General features: G+C 58.9%; 22 protein-coding genes and 1 tRNA gene. 9 read left to right on the forward strand and 14 right to left on the reverse strand.

The window, feature by feature from the left end; translation table 11 throughout:
* Positions 1-2 precede the first annotated feature (2 nt).
* Positions 3-431 carry an Lrp/AsnC family transcriptional regulator gene (locus V6N02_RS02155; RefSeq protein WP_371223840.1) on the forward strand — a complete coding sequence of 143 codons (429 nt, stop codon included), beginning with the start codon at positions 3-5 and terminating at the stop codon, positions 429-431.
* 12 nt (positions 432-443) lie between these two features.
* Here the strand turns inward: V6N02_RS02155 and V6N02_RS02160 are convergent, their stop codons facing one another.
* From V6N02_RS02160 to V6N02_RS02175, 4 genes are all read right to left on the reverse strand, one after another.
* A complete protein-coding gene (locus V6N02_RS02160) occupies positions 444-968 on the reverse strand; it encodes a DUF1569 domain-containing protein (RefSeq protein WP_371223841.1) in 525 nt (174 codons plus the stop codon).
* On the reverse strand, positions 965-1,993 hold the full coding sequence (locus V6N02_RS02165; protein WP_371223842.1) for an aromatic ring-hydroxylating oxygenase subunit alpha: 1,029 nt from the start codon (positions 1,991-1,993) through the stop codon (positions 965-967). Before V6N02_RS02165 ends, V6N02_RS02160 begins: the two co-directional genes overlap by 4 nt.
* Positions 1,994-2,055: 62 nt before the next feature.
* Positions 2,056-2,517: a disulfide bond formation protein B gene (locus tag V6N02_RS02170; protein WP_371223843.1), complete on the reverse strand. Its 462-nt coding sequence runs from the start codon at positions 2,515-2,517 to the stop codon at positions 2,056-2,058.
* The gene (locus tag V6N02_RS02175; protein WP_371223844.1) at positions 2,514-3,092 is read right to left on the reverse strand and encodes a YqaA family protein; all 579 of its coding nucleotides are present in this window, start codon (positions 3,090-3,092) and stop codon (positions 2,514-2,516) included. The genes V6N02_RS02170 and V6N02_RS02175 overlap by 4 nt, the downstream gene beginning before the upstream one ends.
* Before the next feature lie 231 nt (positions 3,093-3,323).
* Here V6N02_RS02175 and V6N02_RS02180 point away from each other — a divergent pair.
* The 3 genes from V6N02_RS02180 to V6N02_RS02190 all read left to right on the forward strand — a co-directional run bounded on the left by V6N02_RS02180 (position 3,324) and on the right by V6N02_RS02190 (position 9,286).
* Positions 3,324-3,409, forward strand: a tRNA-Leu gene (locus tag V6N02_RS02180).
* Positions 3,410-4,179: 770 nt separating this feature from the next.
* Positions 4,180-7,152 carry a Hint domain-containing protein gene (locus V6N02_RS02185; protein WP_371223845.1) on the forward strand — a complete coding sequence of 991 codons (2,973 nt, stop codon included), beginning with the start codon at positions 4,180-4,182 and terminating at the stop codon, positions 7,150-7,152.
* Between the two features lie 352 nt (positions 7,153-7,504).
* Positions 7,505-9,286, forward strand: coding sequence for a Hint domain-containing protein (locus V6N02_RS02190; RefSeq protein WP_371223846.1), 1,782 nt, complete (start codon positions 7,505-7,507; stop codon positions 9,284-9,286).
* On the opposite strand, the gene V6N02_RS02195 is transcribed toward V6N02_RS02190, so the two are convergent.
* Both V6N02_RS02195 and V6N02_RS02200 read right to left on the reverse strand, forming a co-directional pair.
* Positions 9,283-9,882 (reverse strand): nucleotidyltransferase family protein, encoded by a 600-nt coding sequence (locus V6N02_RS02195; protein ID WP_371223847.1) that lies wholly within the window; start codon positions 9,880-9,882, stop codon positions 9,283-9,285. The two genes, V6N02_RS02190 and V6N02_RS02195, sit on opposite strands and share 4 nt — an antisense overlap.
* Before the next feature lie 55 nt (positions 9,883-9,937).
* Positions 9,938-12,355 carry a GcvT family protein gene (locus tag V6N02_RS02200; RefSeq protein ID WP_371223848.1) on the reverse strand — a complete coding sequence of 806 codons (2,418 nt, stop codon included), beginning with the start codon at positions 12,353-12,355 and terminating at the stop codon, positions 9,938-9,940.
* 314 nt (positions 12,356-12,669) lie between these two features.
* On the opposite strand from V6N02_RS02200, the gene V6N02_RS02205 reads away from it, so the two are divergent.
* Together V6N02_RS02205 and V6N02_RS02210 are read left to right on the forward strand one after the other, a co-directional pair.
* Positions 12,670-15,099 (forward strand): GcvT family protein, encoded by a 2,430-nt coding sequence (locus V6N02_RS02205; RefSeq protein ID WP_371223849.1) that lies wholly within the window; start codon positions 12,670-12,672, stop codon positions 15,097-15,099.
* 224 nt (positions 15,100-15,323) lie between these two features.
* Positions 15,324-16,709, forward strand: coding sequence for a DUF3179 domain-containing (seleno)protein (locus V6N02_RS02210; RefSeq protein WP_371223850.1), 1,386 nt, complete (start codon positions 15,324-15,326; stop codon positions 16,707-16,709).
* An 8-nt stretch (positions 16,710-16,717) separates the two neighbouring features.
* Here V6N02_RS02210 and V6N02_RS02215 read toward each other — a convergent pair whose 3' ends face one another.
* A complete protein-coding gene (locus V6N02_RS02215) occupies positions 16,718-18,025 on the reverse strand; it encodes an HlyC/CorC family transporter (RefSeq protein WP_371223851.1) in 1,308 nt (435 codons plus the stop codon).
* Between the two features lie 83 nt (positions 18,026-18,108).
* Between V6N02_RS02215 and V6N02_RS02220 the strand changes: the two genes are divergently transcribed.
* Positions 18,109-18,915, forward strand: a complete 807-nt coding sequence (locus tag V6N02_RS02220) for a metallophosphoesterase family protein (protein WP_371223852.1) — start codon at positions 18,109-18,111, stop codon at positions 18,913-18,915.
* Here the strand turns inward: V6N02_RS02220 and V6N02_RS02225 are convergent.
* From V6N02_RS02225 to V6N02_RS02235, 3 genes are read right to left on the reverse strand one after another with little or no spacing between them, the layout of a single operon-like run.
* Positions 18,864-19,811, reverse strand: a complete 948-nt coding sequence (locus tag V6N02_RS02225) for a site-specific tyrosine recombinase XerD (protein WP_371223853.1) — start codon at positions 19,809-19,811, stop codon at positions 18,864-18,866. The genes V6N02_RS02220 and V6N02_RS02225 overlap by 52 nt on opposite strands.
* Entirely contained in the window at positions 19,811-21,340 is a 1,530-nt protein-coding gene (locus V6N02_RS02230; protein WP_371223854.1) for a hypothetical protein, read from the reverse strand. The genes V6N02_RS02225 and V6N02_RS02230 overlap by 1 nt, the downstream gene beginning before the upstream one ends.
* Positions 21,327-21,476 carry a hypothetical protein gene (locus V6N02_RS02235; RefSeq protein WP_371223855.1) on the reverse strand — a complete coding sequence of 50 codons (150 nt, stop codon included), beginning with the start codon at positions 21,474-21,476 and terminating at the stop codon, positions 21,327-21,329. Before V6N02_RS02235 ends, V6N02_RS02230 begins: the two co-directional genes overlap by 14 nt.
* 165 nt (positions 21,477-21,641) lie before the next feature.
* On the opposite strand from V6N02_RS02235, the gene V6N02_RS02240 reads away from it, so the two are divergent.
* Positions 21,642-22,151, forward strand: a complete 510-nt coding sequence (locus V6N02_RS02240) for a shikimate kinase (RefSeq protein ID WP_371224556.1) — start codon at positions 21,642-21,644, stop codon at positions 22,149-22,151.
* Positions 22,151-23,266, forward strand: coding sequence for a 3-dehydroquinate synthase (gene aroB / locus V6N02_RS02245; RefSeq protein ID WP_371223856.1), 1,116 nt, complete (start codon positions 22,151-22,153; stop codon positions 23,264-23,266). The genes V6N02_RS02240 and aroB overlap by 1 nt, the downstream gene beginning before the upstream one ends.
* A 35-nt stretch (positions 23,267-23,301) precedes the next feature.
* Here the strand turns inward: aroB and V6N02_RS02250 are convergent, their stop codons facing one another.
* The 4 genes from V6N02_RS02250 to tyrS form a co-directional block, all read right to left on the reverse strand.
* Entirely contained in the window at positions 23,302-23,982 is a 681-nt protein-coding gene (locus tag V6N02_RS02250) for an MIP/aquaporin family protein (RefSeq protein ID WP_371223857.1), read from the reverse strand.
* The gene (locus tag V6N02_RS02255) at positions 23,979-24,500 is read right to left on the reverse strand and encodes an arsenate reductase ArsC (protein ID WP_371223858.1); all 522 of its coding nucleotides are present in this window, start codon (positions 24,498-24,500) and stop codon (positions 23,979-23,981) included. The genes V6N02_RS02250 and V6N02_RS02255 overlap by 4 nt, the downstream gene beginning before the upstream one ends.
* 12 nt (positions 24,501-24,512) lie before the next feature.
* Positions 24,513-24,845 (reverse strand): ArsR/SmtB family transcription factor, encoded by a 333-nt coding sequence (locus tag V6N02_RS02260; RefSeq protein ID WP_371223859.1) that lies wholly within the window; start codon positions 24,843-24,845, stop codon positions 24,513-24,515.
* Between the two features lie 68 nt (positions 24,846-24,913).
* On the reverse strand, positions 24,914-26,167 hold the full coding sequence (gene tyrS, locus V6N02_RS02265; RefSeq protein ID WP_371223860.1) for a tyrosine--tRNA ligase: 1,254 nt from the start codon (positions 26,165-26,167) through the stop codon (positions 24,914-24,916).
* Positions 26,168-26,229: the final 62 nt, after the last annotated feature.

The raw sequence follows: 26,229 nt of genomic DNA on the forward strand, positions 1-26,229 counted from the left end.
AAATGGACGAAACGGATCGCAAACTGATCTCTGCATTGCGCCATGATGCGCGTGCGTCACTATCCGATCTGGCGCTGGAAATGGGCGTGTCGCGTACCACCGTGCGGGGCCGGATCGAACGGTTGCGTCGCGCGGGCGAGATCGTCGGTTTTACCGTCGTGTTAAAAGGCGATACGGCGCATGATCCGGTGCGTGGCCTGATGATGCTGGGGATCGAAGGGCGGGGGATGGACCGGATCCTGCGTCAGCTGAGCGGTCTGAGCTCGGTGCGCAAAGTGCATACGACCAATGGCCGCTGGGATGTGATCGTCGAGCTGGGCACGGATACGCTGGAGCATCTGGATGCGACCCTTGCGCAGATCCGCAAGTTTGATGGCGTGGCATCGTCCGAGACCAGCCTGCTTTTGAGCACCCGAAAATCCGGACGCTAACCTGCAGAGGCGTCAGATCACTCTGAACTCGGCCAGATGATCATTGATATGCATGACATGGGCCTTGGCATAAGCGTCTTTGGGTAGGCTTCCATAAGCGAAATGGGGCCGCAGATCAGCATCAAAGGCTTGAAAAGCCATCAAGCTGGTGATCAGGCGTTGGCGGGCGGTCTCGGGGTCCGAAGTCTCTATCACCTCGCCGGGTATCACTTCTGCCCGGTTGTGGCTCATCTCACCGCGGGTCTGGAACACGTTGTAGGCGACGCGCCCCACCGTGTGGCGAAACAACCCAGACTTCAGTTCGGGATAGCCGGTCATGGAAAACTCGATGCTTTGGGCAAGGTGGTTGAACGTGCGCGCCACGTCCCACGCACTGTCTGTTTCGATGGCATCCGCACGTAACCCATGCAACCGGTCCAGCGCGCGGTCCAGGGCCAGCTCGGGGTGATCGGCCGGGCGCGAGATGTAAACCAGCCCACCGCCAAGCGTCAGGGCGGTTCCGGCAGCCAGACCTTTGATAACTGAACGACGTTTCATGCGGTTTCCTGACTGCTGGGCGTTTCCTGGGTCTGATACTCGACCAGTCTCTTCTGAAAATAGGCCACGCCTTGCTCGTGGCGCGGCGACAGGGGTCCGGGGCGGTATCCGCCGCTTTCATAATTCTTCTGAGTTTCCAGACAGATTTCGAAATCCTCGCGGACGACGGCCAGATTGTCGGAAATCGTCTTTTCCCGTGCCGCGCGCGTTTCCTCAGACGTATCGGCAAAGTAGAAGTTGTAGATCAGTTCGGTGTGGCGGTGATCAATCGGGTTTATGCGCGAGGTGTTCATGCCACCGTCAAACAGGGACAATGTCCAGTTGGGCCACATCCACAGCCACTTGCCGCGATAGAACAGCCCCTCCTTAGGTGGTGCCGACATGCGTACCATGTTCTGCAGTGCCAAAGTTTCGAATTGCTCAAACTCGATGGCGGCATGAAACTGGGGGTGGATTCCGGGGATGTGATAGCCCTCGACAAAGTTGTCGGTATAAATCTTCCAGTTGGCATCAAAGACCAGCCGTTCTTCATGCACCCAGTGAAAATCTTCGAGCGGCTCATCGGTCAACTCGGCGATGGCGTCGCCCAGTTGCTCAATCAACGTTTGCTTTGGCGCAATTGTGACGAACAACAATCCGCGCCAGATTTCGAATTCAACTGTATCAAGGGACCATTCGGACAGATCGAAATCGGCATCCTCGCCCCACCACGGCACATTGAGCAGTGATCCGTCCTCGCCCCAGACCCATTGATGATAGGGGCAGCGGATGGTGCTGCAACGCCCTGTGCCCTCGGGCAACAGACGCGCACCACGATGGCGACAGACATTGCGAAAGGCGCGCAAGCCGTCCTTGGCGCGGACGACAAAGATCTTTTGACCGGCGATTTCGGTGGCAATGTAATCCCCGCGCTTGGCCAGTCGCGCGGCGGCTCCAATCATCTGCCATGTGCTGGCAAAGATATTCGTGACATCCGATTTGTGAATATCAGGGCAGGTATAGTGCAGCGGATCAAGATTGCGCATGGGATGGCTTTCGCTTTGGCTACCCAAACGCTAGGGCGCGGGGCTTTGTCCCGTCAACCCGTTCAGGCGCGTGAGGCCATGAGCCAGATCAGTGCAAAGCCAAGGGCTGCGATGCCGTTCCAGCTGGCCATGGAGAGGCCGAACATCTCCCACGGGACTTCATCACAGCGCACCAGAGGGGCGGCCATGATCTGATCCATCAACTCCTGCGGGGTGAGGTTGCTGATATCCCCAGACGAGCAGGAGGCAGGACCCTCCCACCAGCCGCGTTCGACACCGGTGTGATACGCGGCGATCGCGGCCGTGGTCAGAGCGGCAAGCATGCCGAGCAGTGGGAACAACCGCCCCGGCACGGCCAACGCAAAGACCCCCAGAACAATCGCGGCGCCATGCGGCCACCGTTGCCACAGGCACAGCTTGCACGGGGCCATGTCGCCGAGATGCTGGAAGGCAAATGCCGCCAGCAGCATCGCCGCCGAGCCGCCTGCTGCCAGAACGATTAAGAAATGCCGGTTCAGAGTCATAGGAATTTTATCAGATAGAACCCGCCAAACAGCAACACCACAAACAGGATCGTGACCAGACCCAGACGCCGTTCAATGAAGTCGCGGATCGGCGTGCCGTATTTCCACAGCAGCCCGGCGACGATGAAAAACCGCAACCCGCGCGCAAGGATCGAGGTGGCAATGAAGGTGGCCAGCGGCATCCCGGTCCAGCCCGACATGATGGTGATCACCTTATAAGGAAAGGGTGTGATGCCCGCTGTCAGCACCGCCCAGAAGCCGAAATCGTTGAAGCGATCGTTGAAAGCCTCCATTGCGCTGCCTTTGCCCAGGGCCTCGAGGATGGGCTGGCCAAGCTGCTCATAGGCCAATGCGCCGATTGCATAGCCCAGAAGGCCGCCCAGGACGGATGAAACGAGAGCCACAAGCGCAATCAGCCAAGCACGGCTGGGACGGGCCAGGATCATCGGAATCATGAGCACATCTGGTGGGATGGGAAAGACCGAGCTTTCGACAAAAGACACAACCGCCAACACCCAAAGGGCTTTGGGGTGGTCGGCCATTCTGATGGTCCAATCATAGAGGCGTCGAAGCATGGGGCAGGGGCCTTACGTGCGGTTTGGGTCGTCAGACCACGCGGTGTCGATGGGGTCAAGGGTTGCCAAGGGAGGCAGGCGCTGGTGGCTGTCGCAGGCAGCAGCCGGTCAGGGATCATCGGGGGCGTTGCAAGAAAGCCCGACCCCGGCAGTCTGGTGATCCGGTAAAGGTCAAAAAACCGACGGGTGGGTCTGGACGCCGCCGCGACCCTTCGCTAGAGCATGTTTTGTGCCCAAGTGGCGGAATGGTAGACGCAGGGGATTCAAAATCCCCCGTCCTAACGGACGTGCCGGTTCGAGTCCGGCCTTGGGTACCAATACCTTTCGCACCCTGTAAGACCGTCCTGACGGCCGGTTCTCCATGGTCGGGACGTTTCCGCTATTTTGACTGGGGCATGACAAGGCCTGCCAAGAATCTTCATCGGCATCGAATCGCCACGATTCGGTCACAAATAGGGGCTTTGTTTCCATCTGACGGATTTTGAGGGTGTTTTCATCGAATTGATTACGCTTTTTTCAGGACTTGTTAACTATGTTTGCCTTCTAGTTGCCACAGTTTCGCCGCAGTTCAACTGTTTCCAGTTTGGAAACGACTTTCCCGCATCGGTTGTTTGCAAGAATTCGAGAAGACCGATTCTCTTGTTTGTTTTGTTAGCCAAACCTTGATTCAGAACCGTCTTAAAAATGGAAACAGTTATCCACAGAACACGTTCTAGCAGGCGGAATTGACGCAACGTCAGAGGCGCTGACGCCCGGTTCGCCCGGGACTCTCGACAGTTTTCACTTCCTTAGATTGCAAACCGGCTTGTAGAACTAGATGTGCCCACTGGGGGGTATCGAAATGGCCGGGGGCGGCCGAACGGCTGATTTTGCCTTTCTAAAAGAGAGTGCAAGGCGGTTCGGATCAGGGGGTGCTAGGGGTGTCCTTTGATCTGCTGTCCTGTCCCGGATGGCGTTCCCGTTTGTCGGGAGCGTCCCGTTTCGAGCATCCTCTTTGGCAAAAGTTGTGAATTGTTGCTCGTGCTGCGCGTTGCGTGGTGCTGTTGTCGGCTAGGGGCCGGCTTGGGGAAGACGAAAGGGTCACGGAATGCCTGTAAGAACTCTGGATTGGTCGACATTCGGCTCCAATGGTGTGGATGTTGTATCGGGAACCACCGTCGATACGGGTGGAGTTGCGGTTACATTTGATTTCAACGTCGAGGACGAAGGTGCCGCCGCACGTAACTTCGAATTCCCACAGTTCGTGGCGCCGGGCGAAAGCTTTGACAACACCGAAGGACTCAAGCTGTTCGGTGCGGGCGGTGAAGGCGGTATCGACGATACCTCGACATCGACGATCAGCTTTGCAGCAACCGGCACTGACGAGTTCGGTGATGCGGTCACCGATGTCTCCTTCCGCATCAATGATCTGGACCTGGGGCAAGGCGGTGAGAACTATCAGGATATCGTGACGATCCGCGCCTATGATGCCGATGGAAACCTGGTGCCGGTCACGCTGACCCCGGGCGCTGATATTCTGGTGTCAGGCGGGACGGCCACGGGCAATGATTCCAACCCTGCCGTCACCGAACCGACCAATCCGGATACGTCGCTTCTGGTTGAGATCGCAGGCCCGATCACCCGGATCGAGATTGACTATGACAATTGCGGTGACGCCGAGCAGAATATCTGGCTGACCGATGTTGAGTTCTCGACCACCCCGGCGGTTGTGGACAATGAAGACCCTGATGCGGTTGATGATGCAGGCTCAAATCCGCTGGTGGGTGGTGAAGTTACCGTCGCTGTTCTGGACAACGACACAGACCCCGATGGCGATACGCTGGAAGTGACCGGGGCGTCTGATGGCGCTAATGGCACAACCGTGGTGAACCCGGACGGGACCATCACCTATACGCCCAATGATCCGACCTTCCTTGGCACCGATACCTTCACCTATGACGTATCGGACGGCAATGGCGGCACAGATACCGCCACGGTTACTATTACTGTTGGTGAACCTGATGGTCTGGTCGAAGGTGACGACGATCCTAACCTGATCGATGATATGTACACCGGTGATCCCGAAGGTGACATGATTGACGCAAACGATCAGATTCTGCCGGGTGAGGGTGAGAATGACGATATCGTCCTGGCGGGCGGTGGCAATGACACCGTGATCTCCGGCGACGGCGACGACGACATTTTTGGCGGCGATGGCGATGACAGCATCGATGGCGAAGAGGGCAACGACATCATCCGCGGCGAAGATGGTGATGACACCATCGATGGCGGCGAAGGCAACGACACGGTCTTTGGCGGCGATGGCAACGATGTGATCCAAACCGACAGCGGCGAAGATGATGCAATTGATGCAGAAACCTTTGTTGGCGTGCCCGTCGATCCTGATCCCGACAACGACCGCGACTTCGTCGACGGTGGCGCGGGTGATGACACCATCACCAACACCGGCGATGATTCTGACACCGTGCTGGGTGGCACAGGCAATGACGTGATCGACACCGGTATCGATGATGACGTGATTGATGGTGGCGCTGGCAATGACAGCATCATTGGTGGTCAGGGTTCGGATAGTATCGATGGCGGTGCAGGCGATGACACGATCATCGCGGGCGACGACCTGTTCTCGGATTACGTTGGCGACGATCCCAACCTGCCCAACCCGCTTCTGATTGACCCGGCCACGGGGCTTCCCGCGCTGAGCGATCCGAACACCGAAGACAACCGCGACACGGTCGATGGCGGGGACGGCAACGATATCATCATGACAGGCGACGATGCCGACTTCGTTATGGGGGGTGCTGGCAATGACACCATCAACGCCGGTATCGACGATGACAGTGTCGTCGGACAAGACGGTGATGACCTCATCATCGGCAGCCACGGATCTGACACTCTGCGCGGTGGCCAGGGCGATGACACGATCTATGGCGGCTTTGGCACCGATCCGATCCCCGGCACTCTTGGGGAAGAGCCGGATGCAACCGATCCTGTGCCTGAAAACGGTCAGGACAGCATTATCGGTGGTGCCGGCAACGACGTGATCTTTGGCGAAGACGATGATGACACGCTGCTGGGAGGTATCGGCAACGATACGATTGACGGTGGCGTGGATGATGACTCGATCCGCGGCCAGGATGGCGATGACGTGCTGATTGGTGGTCAGGGCAACGACACCGTTCAGGGTGGTAACGGCAACGACACCATTTCCGGTGGCGAAGGCGCGGATGACCTGCAAGGTCGTGCCGATGCCGACGTGTTCCTGGATGTGGGCGCAGGCGATACCGTTGATGGCGGTACTGGCGATACCGGCGGTGGCGACTTTGACACGCTGGACCTGCGCGGTCTGGGGCCATTCGAGATTGTTGGTGAAACCGTGGATGCGGACGGTGATTCAACCTCGGGGACGGTGAATTTCCTGGATACCGACGGCAATGTCACCGGCACGCTGGAATTCCTCGAGATCGAGAACCTGATCCCCTGCTTCACGCCGGGGACTGTGATCGCAACGCCGCGTGGTGAGCGCCGTGTCGAAGACCTGCAGGTCGGCGACCGCATCATCACCCGCGACAATGGTCTGCAGGAGATCCGCTGGGTCGGCAAACGCACCATGACCGGCCAAGAACTGCTGAATGCACCGCATATGCAGCCTGTTCTGATCCGGGCCGGTAGCTTGGGCCAAGGTCTGCCAGAGCGTGACCTCTTGGTCAGCCCGCAACACCGTATCCTGATGAACTCGGATCGTGCAGCCCTCTACTTTGAAGAGCGTGAGGTTCTGGCCGCGGCCAAGCACCTGACCGGTCTTGAGGGTGTGGATGTCGTCGACAGCTCGTCGACCACCTATGTCCACTTCATGTTCGATCAGCACGAGGTTGTCCTGTCCAACGGCAGCTGGACCGAAAGCTTCCAGCCTGGTGAGCAGGTCATGGACGGCATGGGCCTTGAACAACGGGATGAGATTTACACGCTCTTCCCCGAGTTGCGCGAAGAAGGTGGGCTGAACTCCTACCAGGCCGCGCGCCGGTCACTGAAAAAGCACGAAGCCAAATTGCTGGTTAAGTAGTCTGTTCGAATGCAGCCTGTCGGATCGCCTAGCGGTCCGGCAAACCGAAGCTGGTTACGGGGGCTGTACCGGTTTCGATGATCTCACCCCCGGCCTTTGGGCCGGGGGTGTTTTGCGTTCCGGTGCAGATAAAAACCGCTTTGATCGGCCTCAATTTGCCAACTCTTCCAGATTGAGCGGCGCAAAGCTGCCAACTGCAGCCCTGTCACATCATTTCTGGTGAGGCATACGATTTATTCCCCCTGAGTTTCCCGCGAAGATTGTGTATCCCATTTTTCGTGTGTGGGGGCGCGCGTGTGATCCGGAGAGATATCACCCGTCAAAGGCCCCAGTGTGATAGGAGGCCACTGCCATGGCGGACATCCCGGGAACGAACGACCCTGATACGATTCAGGGAACCAATGAAGACGATTTCATCGAAGGGATGGATGGCGACGACCGCATCTCTGGTGAAGGGGCTGATGACAGCATTCTGGGTGGAGACGGTAACGATGTCCTGTTCGGCGATGCGGGCGAGGGCACGGAATTGGGGCAGGATGCGACCCCCATCGTTTTGGCCTTTGGAAACATCCGACCGGGCACCGAGACATCCAGCGGCAACAATAATGCCGGTGTTGGCGATAGTGTGATCTATGACAATGTCGCCACGTTGGACGACGGCACGGCGGTGTCAGCGCGCCTTGTTGTGGTCGATGTCAGTGATCCGGGCCTGAACGTTGATATCTCGGGCGGTCCGGGATTTGAAATCCTACTCAACAGTGGCAGTGGTAGCAGCAGGGCTGATGGTGGCGAAACCGCGACGTTCCGGCTGGAATTTTTCGAGACAGCCACCGGTGATCCCGTGGCCATCAACTCGACCGCGACGGTGAATGACCTTGATCGCAACAGCCCAGGTGATCAGGAATCGGTGACCATCGATTCAGGCTCGTTTACATCGTTTTCAACGGCCGCCGACACGTCGGTCAATATCACGCAATCAGGTGGCACCGTTACCGCGGCAGGCACCGAACAAAACAGCCCGTCCGATCAGGATGCATGGTTCTCGGCTGAATTTGAAAACCGCGAATTCATTGAGTTCACGCTGGAAACCCGCAGCACTCAATCCGGGTTCAGCTTTAGCGGCGACCTGATTGACGACCCTGTTGTGACCCCGTTTGAGGAAGGTGATGACACGATTGAGGGGGGCGCTGGCCGTGATGAAATCCTTGGGCAGGGCGGCAATGACGTACTGATTGGCGGTGCGGGCACTGACACGATCGATGGCGGCACAGGCGAGGATACTATCACCGCTGATGATGGCGATGACGAGCTGTCAGGTGGGTTGCAGTCGGACCTGTTTGTCGTAACCGAGGCTGGCAATCACGAGATTGTCGGCGGGGAAGACCCGGATGGGTCAGACATCGATGTGATCGACCTGTCAGGCATCGACGCCCGCAAGACGTTTACCGGGCCGGAATCGGGTTTCATCGAATATCTTGATGCGTCCGGGAATGTGACGCACACCGCGACATTCTCGGAGATTGAGCGGGTGATCTGTTTCACGCCGGGGACCCAAATTGCCACACCGAGCGGGTCCAAGCCAGTGGAGAGCTTGCGCGAAGGGGATAGCGTTTTCACACGCGACAACGGAATTCAGCAGGTTGCCTGGGCCGGACGCAAGGACCTCAGCGCCAAGGTGCTTGGTGCCACGCCGGATTTGGCACCGGTGCTGATCCGGGAGGGCGCGTTGGGCAATGGTCTGCCGCAGCAGGATATGAAGGTCAGCCCTAATCACCGCATGCTTCTGACCTCGGACCGCGCCGAACTGATGTTCGGTGAACGTGAAGTGCTGGTGCCGGCCAAGCATCTGATCGGTCTTGACGGTGTGAAACGCGCCTTTGGCACGGGGGTGTCCTACGTGCATTTCCTCTGCGAGCGGCACGAGGTCGTGCTGGCAAACGGGGCGTGGTCAGAAAGCTTCCAGCCCGGTGATATCGCGCTCAGCGCATTGGATCAGGCGGCACGGGATGAAATCCTGGCGCTGTTCCCGGAGCTGCGGGAGGTGGCGGACGCACCAAGTGCGCCGTTTGAGACAGCCCGTTTGGCTTTGCGGGCGTATGAGGCACGCCTTCTGATCGAGGAACTGGCCGCCTAGCGGACTGATCGGGCACGCCACTTTCCCCAGTCTTCCGGCGTGTCTAAATCGGTGAGCGCGCGCTGTCCTTTCAAGGGCACGCGCGTCACCTCTTCCCCCTCCAGCAACATGCGCGCGCCATGATCACCGCGCAACTGCGCCATTGCTTTCAGCGTCCGCGCGGGCAGGATCACCGGATGTCCGGGTCTTCCATCCTCGGCGCAAGCACGCACCGGATCACCTGAGAAGTGGCCTGTAACTGTCTGTAAGTCATCCGTTTTAAGGTCGGGCATGTCTGCAGGAAGGATCATCACTCCGCTGGGAACAGTCCCGGCCAGCGCATGCTCGGCCGCGTGCCGAAGCGTGGCCCCCATCCCCTCGGTTGGGTCGGGGACTCGCAGGATGTACAAACGCTCACATAGCAGCGGTGCCAGCACCATATCACGCTCACCGCCTGTGGGGGGAAGGCACACCACCACTCGCTGACCGGTGTCGAGTGCGGCCTCAACCACACGCGCCAATTGCGCGGTGCCGTCGACCTTCTCCAGCAGTTTGTCACCGCCGCGCATCCGCGAAGACCTACCCGCCGCCGGGATCAGGATCATAACGTCTTTCATCGCTCAATCATGACCCCACTCGGCGCGGTGCCCAAGAAAATTCGTACGAATTTTCTCAGCCGCGCATCCGGGTGCCGTCGGGATCAAACAGCGGTGCAGTGATCAACGTGGCCGAGCACATCTCACCCAGAATCTCGATCTCGGCCTGCAAACCCTCTTTAGCCCGTTCACGCGGGATCAGGGCCAGTGCAATCGACTTGCCCGTGTGGTGCGAATAGCCCCCGGAGGTCACAAAACCCTGCACGCTGCCGTCGATCCAGACCGGCTCATATCCATGCGGATCGGCATCCTTGGCCGCAACCTCGAAGCTGACCAATTGCCGGGCCGAGCCCTCGGCGCGCTCTTTTTCGGCCGCTGCACGCCCAATGAAATCGGTGTTTTTCTTGAAGCTGATAAAGCGATCCATGCCGGTTTCGCCCGGGGTGTAATCGGGTGAAAACTCGTTTAGCCACGAACCAAAGAAGCGGTCCAGCCTGAGCGACATCATCGCGCGCATGCCGAAGGGGTGCATGCCGTGCTCTTGCCCGGCCTGCCACAGGGAAGACCACAGCGCGCGTTGCGCCATCGGATCGCAGTAAATCTCGTATCCCAGGTCGCCGGTATAGCTGACCCGCTGCACCAGACAGTCGACCATGCCGATCGTGGCGGGGCGGATATCCATGAATTTCATGTCGGCAACGTTGTCGCGGGTGCAGGCGATAAGCACGTCACGCGCCTTTGGCCCGGCAATCTGGAACCCGTTCAGGCGGTCGCTGATGTTCTCAACCCGCACATCCTTGGCCTCGTTCCTCTGGAACCAGCGCATATGATAGGCCTGTGCGCCGTAAGAGGCGGTCAATTGGAACGTCTCGTCATTGAGGCAGGAGACGGTGAAGTCCCCAATCAGACGGCCTTTTTCGCTCAGCATCGGGGTAAGGGAAATCCGTCCCGGCTGAGGGATGCGCCCGGCCATGATCCGGTCCAGCCAATCGCGCGCTTTTGCACCCGTGACCAGGTATTTGCCAAAGTTGTGCACCTCGTTGATGCCAACCCCGCCACGCACGGCCTCAACCTCGCGCTTGGTGGCCTCCCATGCGTTCGAGCGGCGGAAGGACGGGGTTTCATATCGTGGTTCGTCGCCGGTCGCGAAATAGTTGACCACCTCAAGGCCAAACTGATGTCCCCAGACCGCGCCCATCTCGTCAAAGATGTCGTACATCGGCGTCTGGCGAAAAGGGCGGGCAGCAGGCAGTTCTTCGTTGGGATAGGCGACGCTGAAGCGTTTCTGGTAGTTCTCTATCACCTTGGGCAGCGTATAGCCCGGCGTGATCCAGTCGCCATAGCGGGCGACGTCCATCGCCGTCACATCGCGCTCGCACTCGCCCTCAACCATCCATTGCGCCAGCATCAGGCCGACGCCGCCGCCCTGGCTGAACCCCGCCATCACACCGCAGGCCGACCAATAGTTGCGTAGGCCCGGCACCGGGCCGACCAGCGGGTTGCCGTCAGGTGCAAAAGTGAAGGGACCGTGGATGACAGATTTGACGCCAGCTTTTTCCAAAGCCGGGAAGCGGCGATAGGCGAAATCGATGCTGTCTTCGATCTTGTCGAAATCGTCGGGAAGGAGTTCATGCCCAAATTCCCAAGGGGTGCCATCCACCGCCCAGGCGCGGCAGGGTTGTTCATAGAACCCGATGCACAGGCCTTTGCCTTCCTGACGGAGATAGCTTTCCCCGGCGGGGTCCATCACGTGGGGATGTTCGCCGCCGCTGGCCACGATCTCGGCAATCTCGGGGATTTCCTCGGTGACGAGGTATTGATGCTCCATCGGGTAGATCGGCACGTAGACGCCGGCCATCGCGCCCACCTCGCGTGCCCAGAGGCCGGCAGCGTTGACGACGTGCTCGGCATGAACTGTCCCCTTGTCGGTGACGACATCCCAAGTACCATCGGGGCGGGGGGTGGTCTCGATCACTTTGCAATGGGTTTCGATTGTTGCACCACCCAGTCGCGCGGCCTTGGCGTAGGCATGGGTGGTGCCCGACGGATCAAGGTGGCCATCAAGGGGATCATAAAGCGCGCCGATAATGCCATCGGTATTGGTGACAGGCGCAATCTTTTTGATTTCTTCCGGGCCGACAATCTGGGTTTCCAGCCCCATGTAGCGATGCTTTGCACGTTCGGCCAACAGCATATCCATCCGGTCCTGATTGTCGGCCAGCGTGACCCCACCCACATGGTGAAGGCCGCAGGACATACCGGTGATCTCTTCCAGTTCTTTATAGAGTTTAATCGTATAGCCCTGAAGGGCGGCCATATTGGTATCACCATTCAGCGTATGAAAGCCCCCCGCCGCGTGCCAGGTGGACCCCGATGTCAATTCGGAGCGTTCAATCAGCATGACATCGGACCAGCCTAGCTTGGTCAGGTGATACAGAACCGATGCGCCGACAACGCCGCCGCCAATCACGGCCACACGGGTGGTGGTTTTCATGGGGGTGTCTCCTTTGATGATATCTCGGTTGTCTGGCGGGATTGTCAGAGGCTCTATCATGTAAGCGACAAGCTGTGTCGCAAACGATGATTGTGTGAACGTGGTGCGCGACAGTCGGATTCACGGGCCGCGGAGTTTGGCCAATCATTGATCCAACGGCCATCGTCACCCTGCACCTTGCGCGAAACCGCGCTTTGATGTCGCAAATCTGCGTTCTGATTTAGCATTCCCCGACATATCCTGTCGCAAAGACATCGCTCAGATGCCGGGCAACCGGCTAGCTTGGGCAGGATAACCAACCGGGAAGACCACATATGAAAACCCATGCACAGGCCGTTGTGATCGGCGGCGGCGTTATCGGCTGCTCGATCTTGTACCACCTCACCAAATTGGGATGGAGAGATGTCGTCCTACTGGAGCGAAACGAGCTGACATCGGGCAGCACCTGGCACGCCGCGGCCAACATCCACGGGCTTCATGACAGCGCCAATATCAGCCGCATTCAGCACTATACGATGAACCTTTATAACGAGCTTGAGGCCGAAACCGGCCAATCTTGTGGTGTGTTCCAGCCCGGCTCGCTCTACTTGGCGCAAACCGAGGCGCGGGAACATCAGCTGAAATTGCAGGCCGCCAAAGCCAAGCTTTACGGCATGGATTTTGTCGAGATCAGCCGCGAGGAAGCCGAGGAAAAGCACCCTCTGGTCAACTACGATGGCATCCGCTGCATCATGTGGGAAAGCAACGGTGGTAACGTGGACCCGTCGGGCGTGACCAATGCCTATGCCGTGGGGGCACGCCAGCGTGGCGCGGAAATTCATCGCTTTACCCCTGTCACGGGTACCACGCAAAACCCGGATGGCTCGTGGACAGTCGAGACACCCAATGGCAACATCCAGACCGATTGGGTAATCAATGCCGCTGGCCTCTGGGGGCGCGAAGTGGCGGCCCTTGCCGGGATCGAGGTGCCGCTGCAACCGACCGAGCACCAGTATTTCGTGACCGAAACCATGGCCGATATCGAAGGGATGGACCGTCGTCTGCCTTCCGTCGCGGACCGCGATGGCGAGTATTACCTGCGTCAGGAAGGCAAGGGCCTGCTGATCGGGGCCTATGAGAAGGACATGAAATTCTGGGCCGAGAACGGCACGCCTCTGGATTTCGCCCATGACCTGTTTGCCGATGATCTTGACCGGATCATGGACAACGTCATGCGTGCGATGGACCGTGTGCCCGCCGCCGCCGAGGCGGGGATCAAGCGGGTGATCAACGGCCCGATGATATGGTCGCCGGACAGCAACGTGATCCTTGGACCTGTGCCCGAATTGAAGAATTACTTTATGTGCGGTGGCATCATCCCCGGTTTCTCGCAATCCGCGGGCATGGGTCTGATGGTGGCACAGTGGATCATTGAGGGCGAAATGGAATACGATATGTTCCCTTGGGACATCGCCCGCTTTGGCCTGTGGGCAAACGACAAAGAGTTCGTCAAAGCCAAGGTGGCGGATGTCTATGCGCACCGCTTTGCGATCCATTATCCCAATGAGGAGCGTGAGGCCGGACGGCCCCTGCGCACGCGGCCCATCTATCAGATGCAGAAGGACATGGGCGCGGTATTTGGCCTGAACTATGGCTGGGAACACCCGCAATGGTTTGCCAAAGAACCGGGCACGAAGGACACCAACGGCTTTACCCGTCAGAATTGGTGGGAGCCGGTCGGCGAAGAATGCAAGATGCTGCGCGAGCGGGCAGGGATCATCGATATCTCGAACTTCGCGAAGTACCACGTCAAAGGGCCGGGGGCCGAAGACTGGCTGAATTCAGTCTTCGCCAACAACATGCCCAAATCCGTGGGCCGGTCCTGCCTGACACCGCTGATCGGGGTGCGCGGCGGGATCGCCGGCGATGCCACCGTCACGCGTGTGGGTGAGGGTGAGTTCTGGATCGTAAGCTCGGGGATGGCAGAACGCTATCACAAACGCTTCTTCGACATGGTACCATTGCCCGAAGGCACCACCTTCGAAACTCATACGGAAGCGATGTGCGGCTTTAACGTGGCGGGGCCGAAAAGCCGCGAAATGCTGCAACGCCTGACGAACCATTCATTGGCCACCGAGGATATGCCCTTCATGCGCTCGGCGATGATTGATCTGGCGGGTGTTCATTGCCTCGCCCTGAGGGTCAGCTTTACCGGCGATCTGGGCTGGGAGTTGCATTGCAAGACCGAGGATCAGGAGAAGCTCTACTCAGCACTTCTTGAGGTCGGCAAGGAGTTCGATGCGGGCCCAGTCGGCGCGCGCGCGCTGATGTCGATGCGGGTAGAAAAGGGCTACGGCTCGTGGTCCCGCGAATACAGCCCCGAATACTTCCCGCACGAGGTGGGTTTTCAGCCGCTGTGCAAGATGCAGAAAGACTTCCTGCACAAAGACGCCACCGCCAAGGCCATGGCCGAAGATCCGCGCGAGATTCTCGTGTTGATGCATATTGATGAAGCCGCCGTTACCGCCTCGAATGCCGATGCCACCGGCGGAGAGCCAATCTTCCGCAATGGTGAGGGGATCGGCCGCGTCACCTCGGGCACTTATGGCTATTCCGTTGGGATGAGTCTGGCGCTGGGCTATGTGAAATACGGCACAGCGGAACCGGGGGATGAGGTCGAGGTGATGGTGTTGGGTCAACCGCACAAAGCCACGATTCTGCATGAACCGCCGTTTGATCCTAAGGGAGAACGGCTGCGGGCCTGACCAGAGGGCCTTGGCCATCCGCAAAGCTCACAGAGCGCGTTGATCACCCGTTGATGATCAATCGTGATTGGTGAAGCCGCCATTTTTGTCTCAGCCTGAAGGCGTTCCCCCGGCGCGACCTCGTCCGCCGGGGCCAATCGGCACTTTCGCCCTGACGTCCCAACGCATGCGAAAGTGTCGATTGGCGTACCCAAGACCGACACTGCGACGCGAAAGGCCCCACCATGACACCAGCAATTGGCCACTCCTTCCGGCTTTTCCTTGTTGCCGTATTGTTTTGGGCTTCTCCTTTTGGCGCACAGGCTGTCCGTGCTCAGGGGGTAGATGCGCTGCCCGATTACGTGACCGAGCAATTCGGCCAACCGCCCGCGATACCGGAAGGCCCGTTGTCCGATGCGCTGCTGGCCGCCGTGGATGTTGTCTTTGTCGACAGTCTGGAACAGTCCATCTGGGGGCGAGATCAGGAAATTGCTCTGAACGAAATCGCCCAGTCGAAAGATGTTCGCCTGGCCTGGATTATCAGTGACATGATGCGCTTTACCTGGCGTAGCGAATTCGATGACGCGTTGGCCAATGCGGCTGCCACGCTGATGCAGAAAGAGCTGCAAACGCCCCATCGCTGGGGCGAGATCACTGATCACCTGATCGCCTGGGATATTCCGCCTTACCCCGGATATCTGAATGCGAAACGGGCCATATTTACGCATTTCGGGCCGGATTGGGAGCCGCTGTTTATCGAGGGTGACATCGACTGGCGCCTGGTGTCCTGGGGTGGGGTGCCGATTGACAATCGTGCCTATGACACGACGGATGTGCCCTGTAATTGCATTCCTGCGGCCGATAACCCCGAGGTCAGCAGCGCAGAAGAAGCCACCTGGCTGGACGACGACGATATAGTTTTCGGGGTCGAGGTGAATGGCGAAACCCGCGCCTATCCACGCCAGATCATGGAAGTGCGCGAGATGGTCAATGACACGTTGGGCGGGCGTGATCTGGGTATTCCCTATTGCACTTTATGCGGGGCCGCGCAGGCCTATTTCACAGACAGGCTGCCCGAGGATGTTGAACGCCCGATCCTGCGCACATCCGGGCTGTTGATCCGCTCGAACAAGGTGATGTATGACCTGACAACCAATTCTGTGTTCGACACATTCCTAGGCCATGCCGTTACCGGTCCCCTGGCCGAAAAAGGTTTGAAACTGGAACAGGCCACCGTCATCACCACCGATTGGGGCACATGGAAAACCCAGCACCCCGAGACGACCGTTCTAATCGAGGCGCTGGCCCTTGGGCGCGACTTTGATTTCCGCAATGGCCGGGATGCAAACGGGCCGATTTTCCCGATTGGTGATGTTGATCCGCGTCTGCCGGTGCAGGAGGACATTATTGGCGTTATCACCGAGACAGGCACGCCGGTTGCCTTTCAACGCAGCACGGCCTTGTTGGCGTTGAAAGACGGCAAAGAGATTGCTTATGAGAACGTGCGCCTTGAGCTGGAGGCGGGAGGGATCAAAGCGGTTGGCGCGGATGGGTCCGATCTTGGCAGCCATCAGGCATTCTGGTTTGCATGGTCGCAATTCCATCCGGAAACCGCACTTTGGAGGCCATAATCCCTGCCTCAGAGCTTGCGGATTTTTAGCTGCGTGATGCGGTTATCCGCCCGCGCCATCACCTCAAACCGGAAACCGTGGAAGCTGAAAACCTGTCCGACTTTTGGAATGATCTGGGCCTCGTGAATCACCAGCCCTGCGACGGTATTTGCCTCTTCGTCGGGCAGGCTCCAATCGGTGGCGCGATTGAGATCGCGGATCGTCATCGAGCCTTCGACAAGGAATTGATTGTCCTCGCTTTTGCGGATTTCAATGTCTTCGTCGATATCAAATTCATCTGTGATCTCACCAACGATCTCTTCAAGGATGTCTTCCAGAGTGATCAGCCCCTGCAGGCTGCCATACTCGTCGATGACCAGTGCAAAGTGGCTGCGCATCCGTAGAAATTGGCGCATCTGATCGTCCAGCGTTGTGGTTTCAGGCACGAAATAAGGCTTCATCGCCACATCGCAGATGTCGAAGGATTGCAGCGCCTCAACGGACACACCTTCCTTGGTGATCAGCTTGTGCATGGCCCGCAGCAGGTCTTTGGCATGGACCACGCCGATGATGTTTTCGGGATCATCGCGAAATACGGGCAGGCGGGTGTGATTGCTTTGCAGACACTGATCCAGAATGTTTTCGGGATCATCCGCCGCATCAATCATCTCGATCTGACTGCGATGCAACATGATCTCTTCCACCGCCCGGTCGCCCAGGTCCAGCGCACCCAGGATGCGGTCGCGATCTTCTTTTTCCACGACACCCTCGGAATGCCCCAGATAAAGCGCCCCGGCGATTTCCTCGCGCACCGCCAGGATGTGGCTGTCGGGATCGGTTTTGACACCAAACACCCGCAACACGCCCCGCACCAGAAGGCGCACGGCCGAGACGATGGGCGAGAAGGCCTTGATCACATAGGTGATGATCGGCGCCGTCATCGAGGCGGCCTTCTCGGCATTGGTGATTGCATAGGTCTTGGGCAGCACCTCGGCAAAAATCAGCACCAGCATGGTCATCACAAACGTCGCCAGTGCCACGCCGCTTTCCCCGAAGAGACGCGTGAACATCGCCGTCGCCAGCGAGGTGGCGAGGATGTTGACCAGGTTGTTGCCTAACAGGACCGAGCCAATAAGCCGTTCATTATCTTCAGTGATTTCCAATGCCTTTTGCGCGCCGCGCGATCCCTTGTCGGCGCGCGCACGCAGCTTGCCGCGCGATGCGGCGGTCAGCGCTGTTTCACTGCCCGAGAAATACCCGGACAACACCAGCAGCCCCAGAATGGCGCCGGAGGTGATCCAGAACGCGGTATCAAGTGTCAGTGAGGTGGCTTCCATCGGTGCTTTGATCCTTCTAATCAACAGGGTTATGGGGTGCGGCGGCCCTGCAATCAAGGCCTGTGCGCAAAGGATGAGGCGGAATGAAGCAGTGTGATCTTGGGGTATTGGATGGCCCTGTCCTGATCTTCGGTGGCCCTTACTCGAACCTTCAGGCCACTCAGGCGGTGTTGGATAAGGCCGCAAAGCAGGGCATTGCGCCTTCTAACGTGATCTGTACCGGAGATGTCGTGGCCTATTGCGGTCAACCTGTTGAAACGATTGACGCCATCCGCAGCTTTGGCTGTGCCGTCGTGGCGGGCAATTGTGAAAAACAGTTGGCAGCCTACGAGGACAATTGCGGTTGCGGGTTTGAGGTCGGCACCACCTGCGATCTGCTGTCGGCCGGGTGGTATGCCCATGCCAGCGCCACTGTTGGGGACGAAGACAGGCAGTGGATGGCAGAACTGCCCGATCTGATCCGGTTCAGCCATCAGGGGCAACAGATGGCGGTGATCCACGGGGGCGTGCGCGATGTCAGCCGGTTTGTCTGGCCCAGCGATGCTCATACCGTGTTCAATGAGGAAATATCAGAAATACAAAAGGTTGTCCCGCAAACCTCATGCGTTTTCGCCGGGCATTCCGGGTCGCCATTTCAGCGGGATATTGAAAACATCCGGTGGGTTAATGCCGGTGTTGTTGGCATGCCATCCCACGATGGTACTCCAGACACACGCTATGTGGTGCTGCATGATGACGAGGTAACGATCCATACGCTGTCTTATGATAAAGACGCAGCACAGGCGGCAATGCAGGCCGTGGGGCTGAGACAGGGGTATGACCGTGCGCTTGTAACTGGCTACTGGCCGTCAGAGGATGTCTTGCCCGAAGCGTTGCGCGCCAGGGGGTGATGATCCATCACCAAGTCGCGCAGGCGTTCTTCCAGCACATGGGTGTAAATCTCGGTCGTGGCCACATCTGCATGGCCCAGCAAGGTCTGGATCGCCCGCAGATCGGCCCCGTTGGCCAACAGATGGGTAGCAAAGGCATGACGCAGCCGGTGCGGGGTCACCTTATCCGGGCTTATCCCGCCGAACACGGCCAACTCCTTGATCAGCATATAGAAACGGTGCCGGGTCAGATGCCCGGTCTTGCCGCGGGAGGGAAACAGAAAGGGTGAGGCAGGCTTGCCCTTGGCCTTGGCTTGTTCTTCTGCCGCATCGCGTAGATTCAACCAGATACCAAGCGCCTCGCGGGCAGGGGGTGACAGTGGCACCATGCGTTCCTTCCCGCCCTTACCCTTGATCAACAACATGCGCGGGTCACCACGCGCCGCTGAGGCCGGAAGTGACACCAGTTCGCTGACCCGCATGCCGGTGGCATAGAGCAGTTCCATCAGACAGGTGTTGCGGCAGCGATCCTGCTCGCTGCGCGCCGAATGGCGGGCGGCATTCAACAGGGCATCCACTTCGGCCTCGCTCAACGTTTTGGGCAGGCGCTGATCGCGCCCGGGGCCTCGGATGCGGATAGCCGGGTTGTCCTCGCGCAGCTTTTCCTCGAACCCGAAGCGATAGAACTGCTTGATCGCCGACAGGCGGCGCGCCCGGGTGGATTTGGCCAAACCTTGAAGGTCACAGTTTACGAGGTAGGCCTCGATCTGGGGCTGATCGGCTATGTCGGCGGCACCGCCCTGATCAGCAAGCCAGCCGAGAAAGTCTTCCAGATCACGCCGATAGGCGGACAATGTGTTCTCAGCGGCCCCAAGCTCGGCCGCCTGCGCTTCAAGAAAGGCCCCTAGCCAGCTCATCAGCGCTGCACCAGAATAAGCAGTTGCAAGGCTGCGCGTCGGGCTGTGTCTTCTAAACCCACTGCGCGCAGAGTGGCGATGCCTTCGCGCACATCGCGTTCGCGCCCCACGCGGCCTTCGCCCAATTGGATCGCGGCCAGCAGGATTGCCTCGCCCAGCTTGCCTTCTTCAAGCAGGGGGGCGTGCGGGTCGGAGGCGGCTGTGGAGCTAAATCCGTCGACAATTGCTGTCTCCAACGGAGTTGTGGCCAATGTGCCGTCCGGCTCACCCCGGGCTAGCCCGGCCAGCAGGGTTTCAAAGCCGGACTTGGGGGGATAACGGGTTGGTGCGATCTCGTAATCGGGAGACAGAAGAGCAATCCGGTAGACCAGTGGCTTGGTGTCCTCTGGCATGTCCAGCTCCATCAAGCCATCGGCGAAAAGCTGGGCAAAGGGGACGGCCAACCCGCGTTCCTTCGCGGTGGTCCAGGCCTCAGGGAGAGCGTCGGCGACCTTTTGCGGATCACGGGAGAATAGCGCCTTGTCAAAGCTTTGAAAGGCACGCACCCGATCCCAGATTCCACCCGAGGCGGCGGGGCTACGATCGGTGTAAAGGCCCAGCAGGCGGGTTGCGGGCAACGCACCAGTGCGCGCCAAACGCTCGGCCGCCTCCAGTTCCGAGCGCCAGCCCGAGGTGCCGCGCAGATCGGCCATGGCGAAGGCGCGTGGCAGACGAATGGTCGGCAGGGGCGCGCCGTTGGCCTCGTACAGACGGAACACCAGTGGCGTCGGCTCGGATGGCGGGGCCAATTGCGGGCCGTTGTCAATCATCTCGGGGTCCAGAAACTCTGCCAGCAAAGTGGCGACCTGACCGTCAAGCGTGCCTATCGCGACGGCGGTGTCGTAGGTCAGTGCGGCGGTGCTCCAATCGCCAGCGCGCGCGGTACAGAAGATACGCGCGGCATAGTCCGGACTAAGGCCTGGTTCGTCCCTTAGCAGGTTGCAGGCCTTGTCTTCGTCCCCCGTCAGCAAGGACAGGTTCAGCCACAGATCAAACAACCCCTTGCGGGTGGGCCCGGCCCGCTCAAGCAGGGCGCGTGCCGGATCAACCGCGCCAAATCGCACCAGTGTATGAACCCGCGCCTTGAGGAATTCAGCGTTGCCATTAAGGGCTGTAGGCGCATCCGCCTCGGCCAGGAGCAGCGTGTAGATCAACGCCTGAACGGCGGGTAGGGAGTCGGGGTCGGCGCGCGCCAGATGGGCAATCACATCACGGGCCGCACTGGCGCGCCACATGCTGCGGGGCAGGCCTGTGGTCGTGGTGGGCAACAGCCCCACGGAATCGGGTTGTGCTTCGCCCAAGGGCGTCACCTTGACGCCGGGGATATCAGCGGTCGTGGTGACCGGGGGTTCCTCAGACGGCGCCAGACGGGGCTGGGCCAGGGGAACCGAATTCTGTTTGTCCAGCCAGTCAATCGCCGACAACGGTTGCTGTGCGTCAGCGGCGGACACCCAAAACGCGGTCAACAAAAGGGCACTAATTCGTCTCAAGAATGATTTCCTGACGAATCTCACGCGTTTCCGGAGAAAAATCAGCCCCCAGAAACGGACCAATATAGGCATAACACACAAGCGCCAGGAACCCCAGAACCGCTAGGTAAAACAACCACTTGATCAGTCGTAGCATATTTGGCCTGCTCGGTCTTGTTTTAGTTTTTCTTCCGAACTTATAACTGGCCTTTTCAGCAAGATCACGTCATTCAGGGAAAATTCAGAGTATTTGGCAGTGGAGCGCCGAAGCGTGGCGAAATCAGAAGGCTGGACAGTCAAGAAAACCATCGTGCTGGTGGGCATGATGGGGGCTGGTAAGACGGCGGTCGGCAAGGCACTGGCGGCGCGGTTGGGCGTGCCGTTTCTGGACTCCGATGCCGAGATTGAAAAAGCCGCCGCGATGAGCATTGCCGAAATTTTTGAACGCGATGGCGAGGCGTTTTTTCGTGATCGGGAAACCGAGGTGATTGACCGCTTGCTGGAGGGCGCGAGCGGTGTTCTGTCGACCGGCGGCGGGGCGTTCCTGGCCGAGCGCAATCGCAAGCTGATGTCGCAAAAGGGGGTGTCGGTTTGGTTGAATGCCGACCTGAACCTGCTTTGGAATCGCGTAAAACACAAAGATACCAGGCCCTTGCTGAAGACAGCCAACCCTTACGAGACACTGAAAGAAATCTATGAGGCGCGGGTGCCGATCTATGCTTTGGCCGATTTAAATGTTCCCTCGCGGCCGTCCTACTCGATCGAGACTATGGCGGATAAAGTGTTGGCAGCGCTGTCGAAACGTCCGGATGTGTTGGAGAAAACTGTCTAATGGAAAAGGTACATGTCGATCTGGGTGCGCGCGCCTATGATGTGCTGATCGGGCCAGGCTTGCTGGCGAAATCCGGTGCGCTGATCGCACCGTTTCTGAAACGGCCCAAAGTGGCGATCATCACCGATGAAAATGTAGGGAATCTGCATTTAGAAACGCTGTGCAATGGTTTGAAAGAGAACGGAATTTCAAGTGAAAGCCTGACGCTTCCTGCCGGAGAGTCCACAAAATCCTGGCCGCATTTTGAACGCACGGTCGAATGGCTTCTGGAGCAGAAGGTCGAACGCAATGACGTGGTCATCGCCTTTGGTGGCGGCGTGATTGGTGACCTCGTGGGTTTTGCCGCCGCGGTGTTGCGGCGCGGGGTGCGTTTTGTCCAGATCCCGACCAGTCTTTTGGCGCAGGTTGACAGTTCCGTGGGAGGCAAAACAGGGATCAACGCCCCGCAAGGCAAGAACCTGATCGGGGCGTTTCACCAACCGACTTTGGTGCTGGCTGATACCGACGTACTTGGTACGCTTAGCGAACGCAATTATCTGGCCGGGTATGGTGAGGTCGTGAAATACGGGCTTCTGGGTGATCATGAATTCTTTCAATGGCTTGAAGGGAATGCCCCACGCGCTGCCAGCGGTGATATGGATGCCCGGATCGCCGCCGTCAAACGTTCGGTTCAGATGAAAGCCGATATCGTGGTGCGGGATGAGACCGAACAGGGCGACCGTGCATTGCTGAACCTTGGGCACACCTTCTGTCATGCGCTCGAGGCGGCCACGGGTTACTCCGACCGCTTGCTGCATGGTGAGGGTGTGGCCATCGGCTGCGCCCTGGCGTTTGAGCTGTCGGCGCGCATTGGCTTGTGTTCACAGGAAGATCCAAGCCGGGTGCGTGCGCATCTTCGCGACATGAAGATGAAGGTTGATATCGCTGATATCGAAGGGGATTTACCGGATGCGCAAGGCTTGTTGGACCTGATGGGGCAGGACAAGAAAGTGGTCGACGGTCAGCTGCGGTTCATCCTTGCGCGTGGCATTGGCAAGGCCTTTGTGACTGCCGACGTGCCGCGAGAGGCGGTTCTTTCGGTTTTGAACGAGGCCTTGGCCGGTCGCACGGGATAACGAACGGGGCACTGGCACCGGGCTGCTTCACCAGGTCACCGGGCCGGTTGCCGGTCGCACTGTGGAGCCAGAAGCCATCCAAACAGCGCCACGGCGGTCGCCGCCCCAATCAGTTCGGCGGTGATGAAACCGGGCAGGTCTATGGGCCGAATCCCCGCGAAAGTGTCGGAAAACGCGCGGCCAATGGCGACGGCAGGGTTGGCGAACGAGGTTGAGGCGGTGAACCAATAAGCGGCGGTGATGTAAAGCCCGACCAGCCACGGCACCGCCTCGGCGCGGAAACGGATACCAGCGAGGATGGTGCCGACAAGGCCGAAAGTGGCAACCACTTCGGCAAACCATTGCGCGCCACCGGTGCGGATGGTGGTGGATATCTGCACCAGATCAAGGGCAAACATGCCATGAGCGACGATCGACCCGGCGATCCCGCCAATGATTTGCGCGATCACGTAAGCGCCTGCGTCGCCGCCCGAAATCTCGCGGCGCAACAAGAAGGCAAAAGTGACCGCAGGGTTGAAATGCGCGCCGGAAATTGGCCCGAACATGGTGATCAGCACCACGAGGATTGCGCCCGTTGGAATGGTGTTGCCCAGCAGGGAAACGGCAACATCATCGGACAGCTGATCGGCCATGATGCCTGAGCCGACGACAGTGCAAACCAGCAATGCGGTGCCAAGCGCCTCGGCGGTCAGGCGGCGGGGAAGGTCGAAACTCATGCGTCTATCGTGTCCTCTTGGTCAGTTGCCAGGCTTATATCGTCCAGAGATTTTTGCAGGCTCAGGCGGTCCAGCGTTGCGTGGGGTAGGCTGACGAAAATCGAAATGCGATTGCGCAGAATCCGGTAGGTATCGGCAAAAGCCAGTGCGGTGTCGGTGGGGCTGCTGGTGACAGCGGCCGGGTCGGGCAAGCCCCAATGGGCGCTGATCGGCTGCCCGGGCCAGATCGGGCAGGGTTCGTTCGCGGCGCTGTCACAGACGGTAAAGACAAAGTCCATCTTGGGCGCGTCGGGACCAGCGAATTCGTCCCAGCTTTTCGAGCGCAGATTGCTGGTGTCGTGATTTAGCCGCTGGAGCAGGGCAATCGCCTCGGGATGTGGTTTGCCGGCGGGTTGCGACCCGGCAGAAAAGCCGCGGAACCGGCCCATGGATTCGCGCTGGATGATTGCCTCGGCCAAAAGGGAGCGGGCCGAATTCCCGGTACAGAGGAACAGAACGTTTTTGAAGTCGTCGGCCATGAGGTGGCTCCTTCAGCAGGTGTTGGCAAGGTCGCGGATAAGGGGTTGGCACTTGTCGGGTTGCCCGCCACAGCAATCTTCCATGAGAAAGCTCAGCAATCCACGAATGCCTTTTAAATCAGCGTAGTAGCGGATCGAACGCCCTTGCCGCTTGCTGCGGATCAACCCGGCAGAGTGAAGCACCGACAGATTGGTGGACATTGTGTTTTGACGCGCTTTCAGGGCCGTTGCGATATCACCCGCGGCCATACCATTTTCGCCTGCCCGGATAAGAAGGCGAAAGGCATCCAGCCTTGTATCTTGAGACAGGGCCGCGAAGGCGGTGAGGGCGTTTGGTTTATCCATATATCGAGAAGTATTGATATCTGGATCGAGCTGCAACGGAAGTTTTATGAAACTTCCGTGACAGTTTCTCAGGCTGTCAGTTTGACCAGCGCATGACGCTTCTTGCCCGCCGACAGTTTGATGGGTGAGGCCAGCGCGCCAGCATCAATCATCAAACCTGCATCGGTCAGTGGCGCATCATCCAGACGAGCACCATTCTCTGCGATCAGGCGTTTGGCCTCTTTGCCCGACTTGGCCAGCCCGGATTTTACGATTAGCTGTACAACCGAAATGCCATCGCCCAGATCATCCGCACTTAGCTCTACGGTGGGCAGGTCATCTCCCACACCGCCTTTTTCAAACACTTCCCGCGCCGTGGCCTCGGCGGCGGCGGCGGCATCAGCGCCGTGCAACAGGGTGGTGACCTCGTTGGCGAGAATGATCTTGGCGTCATTGATCTCGGACCCTGCCAATGCTCCAAGCCGTTCGCACTCGCCCAGTTGCAACTCGGTGTAAAGCTTGAGGAAACGACCCACATCCGCATCCGTCGTGTTGCGCCAGAATTGCCAGAACGTGTAGGGCGCGCACATATCGGCGTTCAGCCAGATCGCGCCATCGGCCGATTTGCCCATCTTCTTGCCGTCCGACGTGGTGAGCAAGGGCGAGGTCAGCCCGTAAATCTCGTGATCCAGCACCCGGCGGGTCAGGTCGATCCCGTTGACGATATTGCCCCATTGATCCGACCCACCCAGCTGCAACAGGCAGCCATACCGGCGGTTCAGTTCGAGGAAATCGTAGGCCTGCAGGATCATGTAGTTGAATTCGAGGAAGGACAGCGATTGTTCGCGGTCCAGTCGTGATTTCACCGACTCAAACGACAACATCCGGTTGACCGAGAAATGCCGACCGATGTCGCGCAGAAATTCGATGTAATTCAACTGATCCAGCCATTCGGCATTGTTGATCATCATCGCGCCGGTCGGGCTGTCGGAATAGTCGATATAGGCGGCAAAGACCTGCTGAATGCCGTCGATATTGGCCTGAATGGCGGCATCGTCCAGCAAGGGGCGCTCATCTGCGCGAAAGCTGGGGTCGCCCACCTTGGTCGTGCCGCCGCCCATCAGGGTGATCGGCTTGTGGCCGGTCTTTTGCAGCCAGCGCAGCATCATGATCTGGATCAGGCTGCCCACATGCAGCGATTTGGCCGTGGCATCAAAGCCGATATAGGCAGGCACCACGCCTTTGGTCAGCGCCTCGTCCAGCCCCTGGTAATCGGTGCAATCGGCCAGAAAGCCGCGCGTCATCATCACGTTCATGAAGTCCGATTTGGGGTGGTAGGTCATAATGCTTGTCCCGATGGCGTTTGCGCGGCATGTATATGCAGGGAATTGCAGAAGGAAAAGGC

This window comes from Roseovarius conchicola, from assembly GCF_041403425.1.
In the GTDB taxonomy this organism is placed as follows: domain Bacteria; phylum Pseudomonadota; class Alphaproteobacteria; order Rhodobacterales; family Rhodobacteraceae; genus Roseovarius; species Roseovarius conchicola.